Source organism: Streptomyces sp. NPDC057137, from assembly GCF_042670825.1.
Lineage (GTDB): Bacteria > Actinomycetota > Actinomycetes > Streptomycetales > Streptomycetaceae > Streptomyces.
Genome location: NZ_JBHUUW010000003.1, coordinates 181,458 through 199,067 on the forward strand (window position 1 = coordinate 181,458; position 17,610 = coordinate 199,067).

Sequence of the window (17,610 nt, forward strand, 5' to 3'; positions counted from 1 at the left end):
GCCCGTGTCCCGATCGTCGTCCGGGTGAGCAAGGTGGGTGTGCGGCGTTCCGCGAGCGTTCGCCGCGGCGCCATTTGTTCGAATCTACAAGACCCGGAAGCCGCCCAGCCAACTCCTTCATGGTTTCGGTGACTGCACCGGACGGAGCACGGCCCGGTGTACTTGGGCCACGCAGCGTTAACAGCTAGTGAACATGCGCGTGAGAAAAAGACCAGAAGCCGAGACTCCGGCCGTCCCCGGGCTCCAGTGAACGACCGATCACGAATGAAGAGAGCCACTCATGGACTTCCTTCGCCCCGCAGGCTGGGAGGAGGCGCTCGCCGCCAAGGCCGAGCACCCCACCGCCGTCCCCATCGCGGGTGGCACCGATGTCATGGTCGAGATCAACTTCGACCACCGGCGGCCCGAGTACCTCATGGACCTGAACCGCATCGGCGAACTGCGCGAATGGGCGGTCGGCGAGGAGCACGTCCGGCTGGGCGCCTCCGTCCCGTACACCGAGATCACGGAACACCTGCGGACCGAGCTGCCCGGACTGGCGCTCGCCTCGCACACCGTCGGCTCGCCCCAGATCCGCAATCGCGGCTCCGTCGGCGGCAACCTCGGCGCGGCCTCGCCCGCCGGGGACTCCCACCCGGCGCTCCTGTCCGCCGGCGCCGAGGTGGAGGTCGAGTCGGTACGCGGCATCCGCCACATCCCCGTCGAGGAGTTCTACACGGGCGTGAAGCGCAACGCGCTCGCCCCGGACGAGCTGATCAAGTCCGTCCTCATCAAGAAGGCGTCCGGACCGCAGCAGTTCTCCAAGGTCGGCACGCGCAACGCGATGGTCATCGCGGTCTGCGCGTTCGGCATCGCCCTGCACCCCGACTCCCGCACCGTGAAGACCGGCATCGGCTCCGCCGCGCCCACCCCGCTGCGGGCCCGCGCCGCCGAGGACTTCCTCAACGCGGCGCTGGAGGAGGGCGGCTTCTGGGACAACGGCAAGGTCATCACCCCCTCGATCGCCAAGCAGTTCGCCGACCTCGCGTCCGGCGCCTGCAACCCGATCGACGACGTGCGCGGCACCGCCAAGTACCGCCGCCACGCGGTGGGCATCATGGCCCGCCGCACGCTCGGCTGGACCTGGGAGCAGTACCGGGGCACCCGCAACACGCTTGAAGGAGCTGCATAACGATGCGCGTGAACTTCACGGTCAACGGCCGTCCGCAGGAGGCCGACGACGTCTGGGAGGGCGAGTCCCTCCTCTACGTCCTGCGTGAGCGCATGGGCCTGCCCGGCTCGAAGAACGCCTGCGAGCAGGGCGAATGCGGCTCCTGCACGGTCCGCCTCGACGGCGTGCCCGTCTGCGCGTGTCTCGTCGCGGCCGGCCAGGTCGAGGGCCGCGACGTGGTCACCGTCGAGGGCCTGGCCGACTACTCGAAGCACCGCGCCGACGCCCACCCCGGCGCCGGCTGCGCCCCCGCGGACGGCTGCGGTACGAGCATCCAGCAGGCCCAGCAGTGGCAGGCCAAGGGCGCCACGGGCACCGACTCCCAGACCGGCGAAGGCGGTCAACTCTCCGCCATCCAGGAGGCGTTCATCGACGCGGGCGCCGTCCAGTGCGGCTTCTGCACCCCCGGACTCCTGGTCACCGCCGACGAGATGCTGGAGCGCAACCCCTCGCCGTCCGACGCGGACATCCGCGAGGCACTCTCCGGCAACCTCTGCCGCTGCACCGGCTACGAGAAGATCCTCGACGCGGTCCGCCTCGCGGCCGCCCGGCAGTCCGAGGCGGTCTGACCATGGCAACCACCGGTACACCCACCAACATCACCCAGGGCTCCACGACCAAGGGCGGCATCGGCGAGTCCACGCTCCGCCCCGACGGCACCCTCAAGGTCACCGGCGAGTTCGCGTACTCCTCGGACATGTGGCACGAGGACATGCTCTGGGGCCACACCCTGCGCAGCACCGTCGCGCACGCCGAGATCCGGTCGATCGACACGGCGGAGGCACTGGCCACCCCCGGCGTCTACGCGGTCCTCACCTACGACGACCTGCCGACCGAGGTGAAGCGGTACGGCCTGGAGTTCCAGGACACCCCCGTCCTCGCGCACGGCAAGGTCCGCCACCACGGCGAGCCCGTCGCGATCGTCGCCGCCGACCATCCCGAGACCGCGCGCCGCGCCGCCGCCAAGATCCGTATCGACTACGCCGACCTGCCGGTCGTCACGGACGAGGCGTCCGCCACGGCCGAGGACGCGCCGCTGATCCACGAGAACCGCGACGACCACCACGCCGGCCATGTGTCCCACCCGAACATCGTGCACCGCCAGCCCATCGTGCGCGGCGACGCCGACGGGGCCGCGAAGCGCGCCGACGTGATCGTCTCCGGCGAGTACGTCTTCGGCATGCAGGACCAGGCGTTCCTCGGCCCGGAGTCCGGCCTCGCCGTGCCGGGCGAGGACGGCGGCGTCGACCTGTACGTCGCCACGCAGTGGCTGCACTCCGACCTCCGCCAGATCGCGCCCGTCCTCGGCCTGCCCGAGGACAAGGTCCGTATGACGCTCTCCGGCGTCGGCGGCGCCTTCGGCGGCCGTGAGGACCTGTCGATGCAGATCCACGCCTGCCTCCTCGCGCTTCGTACCGGCAAGCCCGTCAAGATCGTCTACAACCGCTTCGAGTCCTTCTTCGGGCACGTCCACCGCCACCCCGCGAAGCTCTGGTACGAGCACGGGGCCACCAAGGACGGCAAGCTCACGCATCTGAAGTGCCGGATCGTGCTGGACGGCGGCGCGTACGCCTCCGCGTCCCCGGCCGTCGTCGGCAACGCCTCGTCGCTCTCCGTCGGCCCCTACGTCGTCGAGGACGTCGACATCGAGGCCTTGGCGCTCTACACCAACAACCCGCCGTGCGGCGCGATGCGCGGCTTCGGAGCCGTACAGGCGTGCTTCGCCTACGAGGCGCAGATGGACAAGCTCGCGGCCAAGCTCGACATGGACCCGGTGGAGTTCCGCCGCCTCAACGCCATGGAGCAGGGCACCCTCCTGCCGACCGGCCAGCGCGTCGACTCGCCCGCACCCGTCGCCGAGTTGCTGCGCCGCGTCAAGGCGCGACCGCTGCCGCCTGAGCAGCAGTGGCTCACGGCGGGCGAGGCCGCCGACGTACGGGCGCTGCCCGGCGGGCTCTCCAACACCACGCACGGCGAAGGCGTCGTACGGGGTGTGGGCTACGCGGTCGGCATCAAGAACGTCGGTTTCTCCGAGGGCTTCGACGACTACTCCACCGCCCGCGTGCGGATGGAGGTCATCAACGGCGAGCCGGTCGCCACCGTGCACACCGCGATGGCGGAGGTCGGCCAGGGCGGCGTCACCGTCCACGCGCAGATCGCCCGCACCGAACTGGGCGTCGCGCAGGTGACGATCCAGCCCGCCGACACCCGTGTGGGGTCGGCCGGTTCGACCTCCGCGTCCCGTCAGACGTATGTCACGGGCGGCGCGGTCAAGAACACCTGCGAGCACGTCCGCGAGCGGGTCCTGGAGATCGGCCGCGCCAAGTTCGGTACGTACCACCCCGCTTGGGCCACGGCCGAACTGCTGCTGGAGAACGGCAAGGTCGTCACCGACGGCGGCGAGGTCCTGGCCGATCTGGTGGACGTCCTGGAGGGCGAGTCGGTCGACCTCGAACGAGAGTGGCGCCACCGGCCCACCCAGGCGTTCGACCTGCGAACGGGGCAGGGCGACGGCCACGTCCAGTACTCGTTCGCCGCGCACCGCGCGGTGGTCGAGGTCGACACGGAGCTGGGCCTGGTCAAGGTGATCGAGCTGGCCGTCGCGCAGGACGTCGGCAAGGCGCTCAACCCGCTGTCGGTCATCGGCCAGATCCAGGGTGGCACCACCCAGGGCCTGGGCGTGGCGGTCATGGAGGAGATCATCGTCGACCCGAAGACCGCGAAGGTGCGCAACCCGTCCTTCACGGACTATCTGATCCCCACCATCCTCGACACGCCGACGATCCCCGTCGACGTGCTCGAACTGGCCGACGAGCACGCGCCGTACGGGCTGCGTGGCATCGGCGAGGCCCCGACCCTGTCGTCGACTCCCGCCGTGCTCGCGGCGATCCGGAACGCGACGGGTCTGGAGCTGAACAGGACACCGGTACGGCCGGAGCACCTCACCGGCACGTGATCGGACGCTCCGGGCAGTGAGCCCTGTCCGGTCCCCAACCGCCGCACCGCTCGCGGCAGTACGGCACCACATCAACGCAACACCCTTGTAGGAAAACCCAGTTCGCCTCGGGCCGTCCCCCGGGTCGTGCAGCCCACGCACCATCCCAAATCCCGCATCTGAAATCACCACGCGGGTGCCCCTGTGAACCTTGGGAGTAGGCACCATGACCCAGCAGTCCGTGGAGCCCAGGACAACCGCCGAGGACGCCGGCTCAGGCTCGCGTCCCCCGGCCGGAAGGTCCTGGCTCGACCGGTATTTCCACATATCCCAGCGGGGATCCACCGTCGCGCGTGAAGTGCGCGGCGGCGTCACGACCTTCATGGCCATGGCGTACATCCTGCTGCTCAACCCGCTCATCCTGGGCGGCAAGGACGTCGCGGGCAATGTGCTCAGCCAGCCCGCGCTGATCACCGCCACCGTCGTCGCCGCGGCCGTCACCACGCTGCTCATGGGCTTCGTCGGCAAGGTGCCGCTGGCCCTCGCCGCAGGGCTCTCCGTCTCCGGCGTGATCTCCACGCAGGTCGCGCCCAACATGACGTGGCCGCAGGCCATGGGCATGTGCGTGATGTACGGCGTCGTGATCATGCTGCTGGTCGTCACCGGCCTGCGCGAGATGATCATGAACGCCATCCCCCTCGCGCTCAAGCACGCGATCACGATGGGTATCGGTACGTTCGTCGCGCTGATCGGCCTGGTCAAGGCCGGCTTCGTACACGCCTCGCAGGGCGGCGGACCCGTCACCCTGGGCCCGGCCGGCGAACTGGCCGGCTGGCCCGTCCTGATCTTCGCCGTCACCCTGCTGCTGATCTTCATGCTCCAGGCGCGCGACGTGCCCGGCGCGATCCTGATCGGCATCGTCGTCGGCACGGTCGTCGCCGCCGTACTGAACGCCACCGGTGTCATCGGCGCCAAGGCATGGGCGAGCGGACCGCCCGAACTGACCGGCAGCGCCGTCTCCATGCCGGACTTCTCGCTCTTCGGGGACGTCGAGTTCGGCGGCTGGGGCGAGGTCGGCGCGATGACCGTCGGCATGATCGTCTTCACGCTCGTGCTCGCCGGCTTCTTCGACGCCATGGCCACCATCATCGGCGTCGGTACGGAGGCCAAGCTCGCCGACGACAAGGGCCGGATGCCGGGACTGTCGAAAGCGCTGTTCATCGACGGCGCGGGCGGGGTCGTCGGCGGTGTCGCGGGCGGCTCCGGCCAGACCGTGTTCGTGGAGTCCGCGACCGGTGTCGGCGAGGGGGCGCGTACGGGCTTCGCCTCCGTCGTCACCGGCCTCTTCTTCGCCGCGTGCCTGTTCTTCAGCCCGATCACCCAGATCGTCCCCGGCGAGGTCGCGGCGGCCGCCCTGGTGGTCATCGGCGCGATGATGATGCAGAACGCCAAGCATGTGGACTGGAACGACCGGGCCGTCGCCGTACCGGTCTTCCTGACCGTCGTGATCATGCCGTTCACCTACCAGATCACCGCCGGGGTCGCCGCCGGCGTCATCTCCTACGTCGCCATCAAGATCGCCCAGGGCAGGGCCCGGGAGATCGGGGCGTTCATGTGGGGACTGACCGTGATCTTCCTCGTCTTCTTCGCGCTCCACCCGATCGAGGGCTGGCTCGGCGTGAGCTGACCCCGCCCGCCCCCGTCGGCGCCGACGCGCCGCGACCCTCCGCACATCCGATACTGAGAGACCAGAGGAGGCCGACATGCTGGACATCGCCGAAGAACTGAACCGGTGGGTCGAGCAGGGACGTGACTTCGCCGTGGCCACCGTCGTGGCCGTCGGCGGCAGCGCGCCCCGGCAGCCGGGCGCCGCCCTCGCCGTGGACAGCGAGGGCACGGCGATCGGCTCGGTCTCCGGCGGCTGTGTGGAGGGCGCGGTCTACGACCTGTGCCGGGAGTCCCTGGACGACGGCCGGACCGTCCTCCAGACCTTCGGCTACAGCGACGAGGACGCCTTCGCCGTGGGCCTGACCTGCGGCGGAGTCATCGACATCCTCGTCACCCCGGTACTCGCGGACTCTCCCGGCCGGGAGGTGTTCCGCGCCGCGCTGTCCGCCGCCGCCGGAGGGGAGGCGGCGGCGGTCGCCCGGCTCACCGACGGGCCGGCGGAACTACGGGGCCGAGCCCTCCTCGTACGGCCCGGGGGAGCGTACGAGGGCACGCTGGGCGGCCACCCGGCGCTGGACGAGACGGCGGCGGACGAGGCCCGCGCCCTGCTGGACGCGGGCCGTACCGGCACCGTCACGATCGGCGAGGACGGCTCGCGCTGCGGGCAGCCGCTGACGCTGCTCGTCGAGTCCAGCGTGCCCGCCCCGCGCATGATCGTCTTCGGTGCGATCGATTTCGCGTCCGCCCTGGTCAGGGTGGGGAAGTTCCTCGGCTACCACGTCACGGTGTGTGACGCCCGCCCCGTGTTCGCCACCCGCGTCCGCTTCCCGGACGCCGACGAGATCGTCGTGGACTGGCCGCACCGCTACCTGGGGTCCACGGAGACCGACGGGCGTACGGTGCTCTGCGTCCTGACCCACGACGCCAAGTTCGACGTCCCCCTGCTGGAACTCGCCCTCAAACTGCCCGTCGCCTACGTCGGCGCCATGGGCTCCCGGCGCACGCACCTGGACCGCAACGAGCGGCTGCGCGGCGTCGGCGTCACCGAACTGGAACTGGCGAGGCTCCGCAGCCCCATCGGCCTGGACCTGGGCGCGCGTACGCCGGAGGAGACCGCGCTGTCGATCGCGGCGGAGATCGTGGCGAACCGGCGCGGCGGCACCGGGGTCTCCCTGACCGGCGCGCACACCCCGATCCACCACGACGGCAACCGGGCGTCCGCTCGCCGTATCGGCTCGGTCGCCTGAGGGTTACGGGGCGGTCGCCCGCTCCCGCCGGACCGCCCGGACCGTGTGCACACCCCGTACCGCGATCACCACGGCCGATGCCAGGGCCGCCGCCGCGACACACACGTACAGCGCGGGCCACACGTACAGCACCTGGTCGAGCGTGCCCTCGCGCCGCATCAGCAGCCCCACCAGCTCCGGGAGCAACGGGAAGAGGGCGACCAACGCCGCGTACGGCAGAGCCCGGGAACCCGCACGCCACAGCGGGCGCCCGGCCGCACGCCGCGCCCAGCCCGCCGCCCGTACGGTGCCGAGCGTGCCCAGCCCCAGAGCGAGCAGGGTGAGCGCGGCCAGGACGTGGTCGGCGGTCATCGTGAACGGCTTCACGATCTCCGGCGAGCGGCCTTCGGCCAGGTCCCGCAGGCCGTCCGCGATGCCCGCACTGTCGTCGCCGGAGATCATGCCGGTGTTGCTGACGACGGCGATACCGATCCTCCGCTCCGGCAGCAGGATCTGGATGGCGTTCTGGGTCAGCAGCTCACCGGTGTGCCGGATCTCCCGCGGCCCGCCGCCTTCCCCTGCCTCGCCGAGCGACCAGCCCATCGCGTACTCCTCGCCCTTCGGCGGCGTGTGCATGGTGGCCACGCTCCGGGCCGAGACGACGCGTCGCCCGTCCGCGCCGACACCGCCGTTGTTCTGCGCGATCAGCCAGCGCGCGAGGTCGTCGGCGGTGGTGACCACCCCGTGCCCGCCCGCCGTGAACCAGCGCGGATGCCCGCGCTCGATCACGCGGCCGTAGGCCCGTACGTACCCCCGCGCGTCCTCGGGCATGTCGGTCGTGGAGTCGACGGAGCGCGAGTCCGCCATCCGCAGGGGCGCGAACAGGTGCGTACGGAGGCGGTCGGCGAACGGCTCCCCGGTGACGACCTCCACCAGCCGGGCCGCGACGAAGTAGTTCGGGTTGTGGTAGCTCCACCGGGTCCCCGGCTCGGCGGCGAGACGCGCCCCGCGCATCCGGGCGACCGCTCCCTTCAACGTGTGCGCCTGCGGCAGTGTCAGATCGGGAAAGGCCGAATCGGCCATGCCGGACGTCTGGTTGAGCAACTGCCGGACGGTGATCCGCGCCGCGCGCCCGTCGGCCATGGTGAATTCCGGCAGGTAGGCGCGGACCGGCCGGTCGAGGTCGACCTTCCCCGCCTCGACGAGCTGCATGACGGCGAGCGCGGTCATGGACTTGGAGAGCGAGGCCACGGGGACCGGGGTCCGCCCGGTCATCGTCAGCCCACCGGCGGTGTGCCCGTATCCGGCGGTGTGGACGACGTCGTCGCCCCGGGTCACGGCCACCACGGCGCCGGGCAGCCCGGTCTCCTCCAGATAGTCGTTCAGGAAGCGGTCTATCGCGGCGGGCGTGAGGGCGGCGGGTGTCGCGGGGGCCGGTTCGGCGAGGGCGGCGGGCGAGAGGCCCGCCAGCGCCGCGACGGCGAGGCCGAGGGACAGCACCAGGGCCTGTTTCTTCGTTCTGATCCACATGCCGGTCATCCCACCGCCGACCGGGGGTCCGGCACATTGGCGTGCGCGGGAGTACGAAGGTAGTGCTGGTCCTACTGTCCGGACCACGGCCCCCGGCTACGGTCGGTGTGTGCAGCACACAACAGCCTGGCGGGCCGTCTCCCGGAGCCCGTGGAAGTTCCTCACCTCGGCCTGGCCCTGGCGGTCGTTCCTCTACCTCCTCACCGGCGGTCTCTTCGGCGCGCTCGTCCTGGTGGTCCTGCTGGCGATGACCCTTGCCGGTGTCGTCTCCCTGGTCGTGGGTGTCGGAGCCGTCATCCTGCTCGGGGTGAGCCTCTCCGGCATCGTCGTCAGCCGGGTCGAGCGCCGGCGCGTGCGGCTGATGGACCCCGACCCGCTCCCCGATCCGCACCGCCCGCCGGCCGAACCCGGACTGCGCGGCTGGCTAGCCACGCGGCTGCGGGAGCCCGCCACCTGGCGTGAACTGGGCTTCACCGCCGCGTCGTTGGCCGCGATGTGGTGGATGGACGCGCTGGTACTGGGGCTCTCGCTCGCCGTCCCGGTGCTGCTCGCCACCTCACCCGTCGACGATCCGGGGGCCTGGCCGCTGGTGGTCGTCGCGGTGCTCCTGGTGCCGGTCGCGCCGTACACCATCACCGTCTGGGCCACGGCGCGGGCCGCCATGACCCGGGCGATCCTCGCACCGCGCGACGGTGAACTCGGCCGGCAGCTGACCGAGGTACGGGCCTCCCGGGCCCGGCTCGTCGGCTCCTTCGACGCGGAGCGCCGCCGGATCGAGCGGGATCTGCACGACGGCGCCCAGCAGCGGCTCGTCTCGCTCAACGTCCGGCTCGGCATGGCCCGGCTGGACGCGGAGCCGGGTTCGTCCGTCGCCCGGCAGCTCGACGCCGCGCAGGAGCAAGTCGCCCTGGCGGTGAACGAGTTGCGCGAGCTGAGCCGGGGCGTGCACCCCAAGGCGCTGACCGACCACGGGCTGCCCGAGGCCGTCGGCAATCTCACCGCCCGCTCGGCCCTGCCGGTCACCGTCGACATCCGGCTGCCGCACCGCCCGCCCGCCGCCGTGGAGACGGCCGCGTACTTCGTCGTCGCCGAATCCCTCGCCAACGCGACCAAGCACAGCGCGGCCACCCGCGCCGAGGTGCACGCCCGGCTGCACGCCGACGTACTGACGCTCAGCATCACCGACAACGGCGTGGGCGGCGCCGATCCGGCGGCCGGGACCGGGCTGGTCGGCCTCGCCGACCGGATCGCGGCGGCCGACGGCCGACTCCGGATCTCCAGCCCGGCGGGCGGACCGACCCTGCTCCACGTGGAGATCCCATGTCGCTGACCATCGTGCTCGCCGAGGACTCCCCGCTGATGCGGGACGGCCTGGTCGGCGTCCTGACCCGGTTCGGCCACCGGCTCGCCGCCGAGGTCGGTGACGCGAACAGCCTGGTCACGGCGGTCCGTGCGCGCCGCCCCGACATCGTCGTCACCGACATCCGCATGCCGCCGGACCACTCGGACGACGGCCTGCGCGCCGCGGTCGCCCTGCGCCGCGAACATCCCGCGCTGCCCGTCCTGGTGCTCAGCCAGTACGTCGAACAGTCCTACGCAGCCCGGCTGCTCGACCTCGGCAGCAACGGCGGTGTCGGCTATCTCCTCAAGGACCGGGTCAGCGCGGTCACGGAATTCGTCGACGCGGTCACCCGCGTCGCCGCCGGAGAGACGGTGGTCGACCCGGAGGTCGTACGCCAACTCCTGCACCGGCAGCAGGATCCGCTCCAGCGGCTCACCCCCCGGGAGCGCGAAGTGCTCTCCCTCATGGCGGAGGGGCGCGCGAACGCGGCTATCGCGCGCCAGTTGTACGTGACGGAGGCGGCGGTCAACAAGCACGTCAGCGCCATCCTCCAGAAACTGGACCTCCACGTGGACGGCGAGGGCCACCGCCGGGTGCTCGCCGTGCTGGCGTATCTGCGCGGCTGACCGGCCCGGCGTAGGCGGGGCCCCGGTCCGTCGGCGGGAAAGCCGCACATCGTCGGAGTGTTGTCCGATATGCCAAGAATCCTCCGTTATGGTATGCGCGACCCGATCCCAGGTGTGCCGCGCGGAGGAGCCGATCCATGCGTACGTCCCTGTTCTTCCCGCTGTCGCTCGCCCTGGTCGCCGCCGTGGTGCCCGCCGAGCCCGGCCCCCGTCCCGCCGATCCCGGCCCCGTCCTCGTCAACCAGATCGGCTACGCCACCGGCGCCGACAAGATCGCGACCGTCGTCGCGGCGGCCACCAAGCCCCTCAAGTGGCAGCTCAAGGACGACAAGGGCCGCAACGTCGCCTCCGGCACCACCCGTGTCGTCGGCGCCGACAAGGCGTCCGGCGACCATGTCCACCAGGCCGACTTCTCGCGGGCCACCGGCCAGGGGGTCCGCCGGCTCACGGTCGCGGGCGTCGGTACCAGCGTGCCGTTCACCGTCACCCGTAAGCCGCTCTACCCGGACCTCGGACGCGAGGCCATGCAGTACTTCTACTTCCACCGCATGGGCACCCCGGTCAAGGCCGAGTACCTCCAGCACGCCGCCCACGCGCACGCCGCCCTGCACCCCGGCGACAAGTCCGTTCCCTGCTACAAGAATTGGTGCGGCAAGAGCGGGGGCAAGGCGCAGCGGCTGAATGTCGCCGGCTCCTGGGCCGACGCCGGCGACTTCGGCATCTACCCCGTCAACCACGCCATCTCCGCCTGGACGCTGCTGAACCTCTACGAGCGCGAGCACACGGCGTACGCGGACGGCAGCCTGGCGGTACCGGAGCGCGCCAACGGCGTGCCCGACATCCTCGACGAGGTCGCCCACGGCTCACGCTTCATGTCCGGCATGCTGCCCAGGACCGGCCTGGCGTCGCACAAGGTGCACAACCACACCTGGAGCGCGTTCCCGGTCAAGGACATCGCCGCCGAGAACGCCATGCCGCGCTCCGCGATGCCGCCGTCCACCAACGCCACATACGCGGTGGCCCGTACGAACGCCCAACTCGCCCGCGTACTGCGGAAGTTCGACGCCAAGAGGGCCACCGCGCTCTGGGCGTCCGCGCAGGAAGCCTTCAAGCGCGCCGAGGCGCGCCCCGACGTCGACTACCCCGAGGCCAACGACGGCACCGACGCCGAGGGTGGCGGCGACTACCCCGACACCCAGAACAGCGACGACCGTTACGCGGCCGCCGCCGAGCTGTACCTCACCGCCGAGCAGCGCGCCGACCGCGCCGCCAAGGGCTACCGGAACGCCGTGACCGGCTCCGCGCACTACGGCGAGATCGGCCCCGTCGACTGGGGCCGGGTCGCCGCCGCCGGCAGCCTCTCCCTCCTCGCCGTGCCCAACAAACTGCCCGCCGCCGACCTCGCCCGGATGCGCGCGAGCCTGCGCACCGCCGCCGACAGACTGGTCAACACCCAGAAGCGGGAGGGGTATCCGGCCCTGCTCTCCGGCGCCGAGGCCTACCCGTGGGGCTCCAACTCCGCCATCGTCAACCGGATGATGCTGCTCGGCACCGCGTACGACATCGGTCACGACCGCCGCCATCTGAAGGCGATGCACCGGGCCATGGACTATCTGCTCGGCACCAACGCCATGCGGATCTCGTACGTGACCGGCTACGGCCCGCACCGGGAGACCGACCTGCACGACCGGCTCGCCTGGGGCCAGTACCCCAAGACCCCGTACCCCAAGGGCTGGCTCTCCGGCGGACCGAACAGCGCCGACATCAACGACCCGGTCACCCCCACCGGCCGCCCCGCCGCCAAGTCCTACGCCGGGCCCGGTACGGCACCGAGCGCCTGGGGCTCGAAGGAGAACACCATCAACTGGAACGCGCCGCTGGTCTGGGTCGCGACCTACCTCAAGTCGACCGCCCCGGACCTGACTTCACGCTGACGCCGAACGGCGACACGCGCGCTCAGGACGACACGCGCGCGCTCAGGACGACGCGCGACGCACCAACTCCGTCGGCAGCACGACGTGTTGGTGCGGCGCCCCGGGGTCGTTGATCCCCTCCAGCAGCACCCGCGCCATCGCCCGCCCCATCTCCTCCACCGGCTGCCGCACCGAGGTGAGACCGGGATCGGTGTGCACCGCGATGGGGGAGTCGTCGAAGCCGACGACGGCCACGTCCTCGGGTACCCGCCGCCCCGCCGCCCGCAGCGAGTGCAGCGCGCCCGCCGCCATCACGTCGGACGCGGCGAACACCGCGTCCAGATCCGGGTGGCGCGCCAGCAACTCCGTCATCGCCCGCCGCCCGCTCTCCTCGGTGAAGTCCCCGTGCGCCGTCCACGACAGATCCGCGTCACCCCCGGCGCCCGCCACGGCCTCCTGATACCCGCGGAGCCGGCACTGCGCCACGTACATGTCCAGCGGTCCGGTGACGGTGGCGATCCGCCGCCGCCCGGTCTCCGCGAGGTGCCGCACGGCGGAGCGCGCGCCGCCGACGTTGTCGGAGTCGACGTAGCTCACGGACTCGTCGGCCGAGCGGCGGCCGCTCAGTACGGTCGGCAGGCCCATCTCGGCGAGCAGATCCGGCAGCGGGTCGCTGCCGTGCACGGACACCAGCAGCACGCCGTCGACCCGGCCGGCCCGCGCGTACTGGAGGAAGCGCGCGCGCTCCTTCTCGGTCCGTACGAGCGTGAGCAGCAACTGCATCTCGGTGTCGGCAAGTCCCGTGCCGACACCGTGGAGCACGTCCGAGAAGTACGGCTCCGCGAAGAACCGCTTCTCGGTCTCCGGGATCACCAGCGCCACCGCGTCGGTACGGCTCCCGGCCAGGGCGCGGGCCGCCCGGTTGGGTATGTAGCCCAGCTCGGTGATGGCCTGCTGGACGAGCTGTCTGGTGGAGTCACGTACCCGGGGCGAGTTGTTGATGACGCGGGAGACGGTGCCCCGCCCCACGCCCGCGTGAGCGGCCACTTCTTCGAGCGTGGGCTGGCTGGGCCGGCTCGTACGTCCCCTTGCCACCATCGTGCGACCTCCATCGGGGCTCCGTCGGGGGGACCGTCATCCAACCACTGGGAGCGCTCCCACAATAAGTGGTTGATCATATCGCGGACAGCCTCGGGCCGCCGTGCTGCATTACCTTCAAATACATTCAAAGGTGTCTGTCGTGTACGTAAGGGCACTAGCCTTCCGGTGCGGTCGTACGGGAAGGCAGTGATTCTCAATGGAACGGAGCGGGATGCCGAAAGCACAGGGAGTCGCCGGAGCGCCATGCTGGGTGAGCTTGCTGGCACGCGAACTGCCGGGCGCCCAGGACTTCTACGCCAAGGTCCTCGGCTGGACCTACCGGCGCGCGGGACTCGGTGACGACTTCTCCGTGGCGCTCATCGACGGTCTGCCCGTCGCCGGCATCGGAGCACTCGCCTCCTCGCTCCAGGTCGCCGTCTCCTGGACCCCGTACTTCAACGTCACGGACGTGGACGAGGCGGCGGCCCGGATCAGGGAGCGCGGTGGCACGGTCGGTGTCGGCCCGATCGCCTTCCACACCGGCCGCGCCGCGCTCGCCGTCGACCCGGACGGCGCGGTCTTCGGCATCTGGGAAGGCGCCGTGCGCTCCGACTGGTCGATGGGGCGCGGCGCAGGCTCGGCCTCGCTGGAGCTGCGGACCAGGGAAGCGGCCACGGCCGGGCGCTTCTACTCGCTCACGCTCGGCTGGGAGCCGGAGGGCGAGGGGAAGCTGCGCCTGGCGCACGAGGCGGACCAGTCGGTGCTCCTCGACGGCGACGAGCCGCTGGCACGGATCAAGGGCGGCGCCGTACAGGCGGCGCCCGACCCGCAGATCCGGCCGCGCTGGCACGTGCACTTCAACGTGAAGGACGTGGCGGCGGCGGTCGGGACGGCGCTGGCCGCCGGCGGCTCACTCGTCCTGCGGTCGGACGCGTCGGCCGAGGTGGACGAGGCGACGCTGCGGGACCCGGACGGGGCGCTGTTCACGGTCACCGCCGCGACGTGACATGACGTAGCAGGGCTCGGGCTTGCGGACAGAGGATGTCCGCAAGCCCGAGTACGGTGCGGAGCATGGCCTCGAAGACGGCGGACCGTGTCCGGCACCACCCCGTGCTCACCACCCGCGCGCTCAACCGTGCCACCCTGGCGCGGCAGCTCCTGCTGCGGCGCGCGGCCATGTCCGCCAAGGACGCCGTGACACATCTGGTCGGGCTCCAGGCGCAGAACGTGAAGCCGCCGTACGTCCAACTCGCCGCCAGGCTCGACGGGTTCGGCCCCGAGGCGCTGTCCGGGCTGATGGCCTCCCGCGAGGTCGGCCGGATGGTCACGCTCCGCTCCACCATCCACACCCACACCGCCGAGGACTGCCTCGCGCTGCGCCCGTTCGCCCAGGCCCCGATCGAGCGCGAACTGCGCAACTTCCGCGACGGTCTCGTCGGGGTGGACCTGGACCGGCTCGCCGCCCACACCAAGGAACTGGTCGAGGAACGGCCCCTCCCGCTCAAGGAGTTGAAGGCGGCCCTGGCCGAGCGGTGGCCGGCCGCCGACCCGCTCGCCCTCTCCGCCGCCGCGCGGTGCCTGCTGCCGCTCGTACAGGTCACACCGCGCGGGCTGTGGGGCCGCAGCGGTCAGGTCACGCTCACGACGGCGCGGAAGTGGTTCGGGGTCGTCGGCGCCGCCGAGGGGGCGGCGGGCATCGCACCGGACGACGCCGTCCTGCGTTACCTCGCGGCCTTCGGACCCGCCTCCGTCCAGGACATGCAGACATGGTGCCGACTGACCCGGCTCGCCCCGGTCTTCGAGCGGCTGCGCGACCGACTCGTCGCGTTCCAGGACGAGAACGGCGTCGAGCTGTTCGACCTCCCCGACGCGCCGAGGCCGGACGCGGACACCCCGGCCCCGCCCCGTTTCCTCCCCGAGTTCGACAACCTGCTGCTCTCGCACGCCGACCGCACCCGCGTCGTCCCCCTCGCGTACCGCAAGCGCGCCTGGAACGGCAACCAGGGGCACCGCACGCTCCTCGTCGACGGATTCCTCGCCGGAATCTGGCGGTTGGAGGACGGCACGGAGGGCGACGAGCACGGGACGCTGACGGTGCAGACCTTCGACACGCTCACGCGCGCACAGCGCGACGCGGTGGCCGAGGAGGGCGAGCGGATGCTCGCTTCCCTGTCCTCGGCCACCGCCCCCACGTACGCCGTGCGCTTCGCGGACTTCGCCCGATTCGCGGACACGTAGGCCCTGTTCGGGAGCGAGCGCGGTGGCCGGGTCGCCCGGTTGGTGGGCCGCCGCCCCGACCCCGCACTCAGAGCCCGACGTCGCGCCGCCGTTGGTCGTCGAACGTCTCGCGTCGTACCAGCAGGCGCGACCGGCCGTCGGCGACCGCCACCACCGGCGGGCGGCCGGTCATGTTGTAGCCCGACGCCATCGACACCTGGTACGCCCCCGACGCGGGCACCGCGAGTACGTCGCCGGGGCGTACGTCCTCCGGCAGCTCCACCCCGTCGGCGAGCACGTCGCCCGCCTCGCAGTGCCGGCCGACGACCGTGGCCGCCCGCATCGGCGCCGTCGAGGCGCGCCCGACCCGGCGGACCGTGTAGCGGGCGCCGTACAGCGCGGGGCGCGGGTTGTCGCTCATGCCGCCGTCCACGGCGACGAAGACCCGGCCGCCCGAGCGCTTCACCGCGAGCACGCGGTACAGCGCGATCCCGGCGGGCGCCATGATCGAGCGGCCGGGCTCCACGGTCAGCCGCGGGACCGGCAGGCCCGCATCGGCGCAGGCGCCGATCAGCGCCTGCCTGATCCGCCGTCCGTACACCGCGGGCGCCGGGGCCGCGTCGCCCGGCAGATACGCCGCGGCGAAGCCGCCGCCCAGGTCCAGTTCGGGCAGGACGACACCGAACCGGTCGCGGATCCGTACGAAGAAGGAGACCAGCTCGCGTACGGCCCTCTCGTACGGCTCCGGCGAGGTGATCTGCGAGCCCAAGTGGCAGTGCAGACCGGCCAGTTCGAGCTGCGGCTGGCCCAGGATCCGGGCCACGGCGTCCTCCGCGTCCCCGTTCGCGATCGACAGCCCGAACTTCTGGCCCTCGGCCCCGGTCCGGATCTTCGGATGGGCGCCCGCCTCGATCCCCGGCAGGACGCGGACCATCACCTGCTGCGCGTCGTGCGCCGGCACCTGCGCGGCGAGCCGCGCTATCTCGCACCCCGAGTCGATGACGATCCTGCCGACGCCGAGCCGCAGCGCCGTCCCCAGATCCTGCGGCGACTTGGCGTTGCCGTGCAGCACGATGCGCTCGGTCGGGAAGCCCCGCGTGGCCGCCAGCTCCAGCTCGCCCGCCGAACAGACGTCGAGGCCCAGGCCCTCCTCCTCCATCCAGTCCACGACCGCGCGGCACAGGAACGCCTTCGCCGCGTAGACGATCTCCGCCTCGGGCAGCGCGTGCAGCCAGGCCCGGGCGCGGGACCGTACCTCGCCCTCGTCGAGTACGTAGGTGGGAGTGCCGTAGCGCTCGGCCAGCTCCAAGAGGGAGACGCCCGCGACGGAGAGGTCGCCGCCGGGCGCGGAGACGGCCGACGCGGGCCAGACCGACGGGGTGCTCAACTCGTTGACGACGAGCAGCGGTTCGGTGGTCACGCGCTCACCGCCGGCTCGCCCGTGTGGCGCAGACACGGCCTGACCGTCGTGCGGGTGGGCGCGTGGGTGAGCGCGGGAGTGTGCGTGGGCGTGGGCGCGGGTGTCCCGTGGACGACCGGCGGGGCCGCGAGCTGCGGGTCGACCGTCACGAGGACGACGCCGAGCGGTTCCGAGAGCGCCCGCAGACAGGTCTCGGCGAGTCTGATGTACGGCTGCCGCGCGCCGAACGCGGCGGTCAGCCGCCGGGCGCTGGTGAAGCCGACGGCGGTCCGCGCGCCGAGCGGTGTGCGCATGAAGCGCAGTTGCTGCCCCCCGGCGGAGCCGAGCCGTACGGGTACGTACAGCGGCCCCGCCGGCTTGCGTTCTTCGGGGTCCGCGTCTTCGAGAGTGGTGCTCACCATGGTGTCCTCCACAGAGGAGTCGTCGCTGTCTGACACCAGGAA

14 protein-coding genes are annotated in these 17,610 nt (G+C 71.8%); 10 read left to right on the forward strand and 4 right to left on the reverse strand.

Going from position 1 to position 17,610, the window contains the following annotated elements; translation table 11 throughout:
• Positions 1-280: 280 nt before the first annotated feature.
• The 5 genes from ACFT9I_RS04735 (at position 281) to ACFT9I_RS04755 (ending at position 7,060) form a co-directional block, all read left to right on the forward strand.
• Positions 281-1,171 (forward strand): FAD binding domain-containing protein, encoded by an 891-nt coding sequence (locus ACFT9I_RS04735; protein ID WP_382560694.1) that lies wholly within the window; start codon positions 281-283, stop codon positions 1,169-1,171.
• A gap of 2 nt (positions 1,172-1,173) precedes the next feature.
• The gene (locus ACFT9I_RS04740) at positions 1,174-1,779 is read left to right on the forward strand and encodes a (2Fe-2S)-binding protein (RefSeq protein WP_382560697.1); all 606 of its coding nucleotides are present in this window, start codon (positions 1,174-1,176) and stop codon (positions 1,777-1,779) included.
• Between the two features lie 2 nt (positions 1,780-1,781).
• On the forward strand, positions 1,782-4,166 hold the full coding sequence (locus tag ACFT9I_RS04745) for a xanthine dehydrogenase family protein molybdopterin-binding subunit (protein WP_382560700.1): 2,385 nt from the start codon (positions 1,782-1,784) through the stop codon (positions 4,164-4,166).
• A gap of 205 nt (positions 4,167-4,371) precedes the next feature.
• Positions 4,372-5,832 (forward strand): NCS2 family permease, encoded by a 1,461-nt coding sequence (locus ACFT9I_RS04750; protein ID WP_382560702.1) that lies wholly within the window; start codon positions 4,372-4,374, stop codon positions 5,830-5,832.
• A 76-nt stretch (positions 5,833-5,908) separates the two neighbouring features.
• Positions 5,909-7,060, forward strand: coding sequence for an XdhC family protein (locus ACFT9I_RS04755; protein ID WP_382560705.1), 1,152 nt, complete (start codon positions 5,909-5,911; stop codon positions 7,058-7,060).
• Positions 7,061-7,063: 3 nt separating this feature from the next.
• On the opposite strand, the gene ACFT9I_RS04760 is transcribed toward ACFT9I_RS04755, so the two are convergent.
• Positions 7,064-8,578, reverse strand: coding sequence for a serine hydrolase domain-containing protein (locus ACFT9I_RS04760; protein WP_382560707.1), 1,515 nt, complete (start codon positions 8,576-8,578; stop codon positions 7,064-7,066).
• Between the two features lie 100 nt (positions 8,579-8,678).
• On the opposite strand from ACFT9I_RS04760, the gene ACFT9I_RS04765 reads away from it, so the two are divergent.
• From ACFT9I_RS04765 to ACFT9I_RS04775, 3 genes are all read left to right on the forward strand, one after another.
• A complete protein-coding gene (locus ACFT9I_RS04765) occupies positions 8,679-9,899 on the forward strand; it encodes a sensor domain-containing protein (RefSeq protein WP_382560709.1) in 1,221 nt (406 codons plus the stop codon).
• Positions 9,890-10,537: a response regulator gene (locus ACFT9I_RS04770; RefSeq protein ID WP_382560712.1), complete on the forward strand. Its 648-nt coding sequence runs from the start codon at positions 9,890-9,892 to the stop codon at positions 10,535-10,537. Before ACFT9I_RS04765 ends, ACFT9I_RS04770 begins: the two co-directional genes overlap by 10 nt.
• 137 nt (positions 10,538-10,674) lie before the next feature.
• Positions 10,675-12,471 (forward strand): glycoside hydrolase family 9 protein, encoded by a 1,797-nt coding sequence (locus tag ACFT9I_RS04775; RefSeq protein ID WP_382560715.1) that lies wholly within the window; start codon positions 10,675-10,677, stop codon positions 12,469-12,471.
• A 42-nt stretch (positions 12,472-12,513) separates the two neighbouring features.
• On the opposite strand, the gene ACFT9I_RS04780 is transcribed toward ACFT9I_RS04775, so the two are convergent.
• Positions 12,514-13,548 carry a LacI family DNA-binding transcriptional regulator gene (locus ACFT9I_RS04780; RefSeq protein ID WP_382560718.1) on the reverse strand — a complete coding sequence of 345 codons (1,035 nt, stop codon included), beginning with the start codon at positions 13,546-13,548 and terminating at the stop codon, positions 12,514-12,516.
• A 253-nt stretch (positions 13,549-13,801) separates the two neighbouring features.
• Between ACFT9I_RS04780 and ACFT9I_RS04785 the strand changes: the two genes are divergently transcribed.
• Together ACFT9I_RS04785 and ACFT9I_RS04790 are read left to right on the forward strand one after the other, a co-directional pair.
• Entirely contained in the window at positions 13,802-14,536 is a 735-nt protein-coding gene (locus ACFT9I_RS04785; protein WP_382560721.1) for a VOC family protein, read from the forward strand.
• A 65-nt stretch (positions 14,537-14,601) separates the two neighbouring features.
• Positions 14,602-15,768 (forward strand): winged helix DNA-binding domain-containing protein, encoded by a 1,167-nt coding sequence (locus ACFT9I_RS04790; protein ID WP_382560724.1) that lies wholly within the window; start codon positions 14,602-14,604, stop codon positions 15,766-15,768.
• A 67-nt stretch (positions 15,769-15,835) separates the two neighbouring features.
• On the opposite strand, the gene lysA is transcribed toward ACFT9I_RS04790, so the two are convergent.
• Together lysA and ACFT9I_RS04800 are read right to left on the reverse strand one after the other, a co-directional pair.
• Entirely contained in the window at positions 15,836-17,167 is a 1,332-nt protein-coding gene (lysA, locus tag ACFT9I_RS04795; RefSeq protein ID WP_382560726.1) for a diaminopimelate decarboxylase, read from the reverse strand.
• Positions 17,164-17,568 carry an SAV_915 family protein gene (locus ACFT9I_RS04800; protein ID WP_382560729.1) on the reverse strand — a complete coding sequence of 135 codons (405 nt, stop codon included), beginning with the start codon at positions 17,566-17,568 and terminating at the stop codon, positions 17,164-17,166. Before ACFT9I_RS04800 ends, lysA begins: the two co-directional genes overlap by 4 nt.
• Between the last annotated feature and the right edge of the window lie 42 nt (positions 17,569-17,610).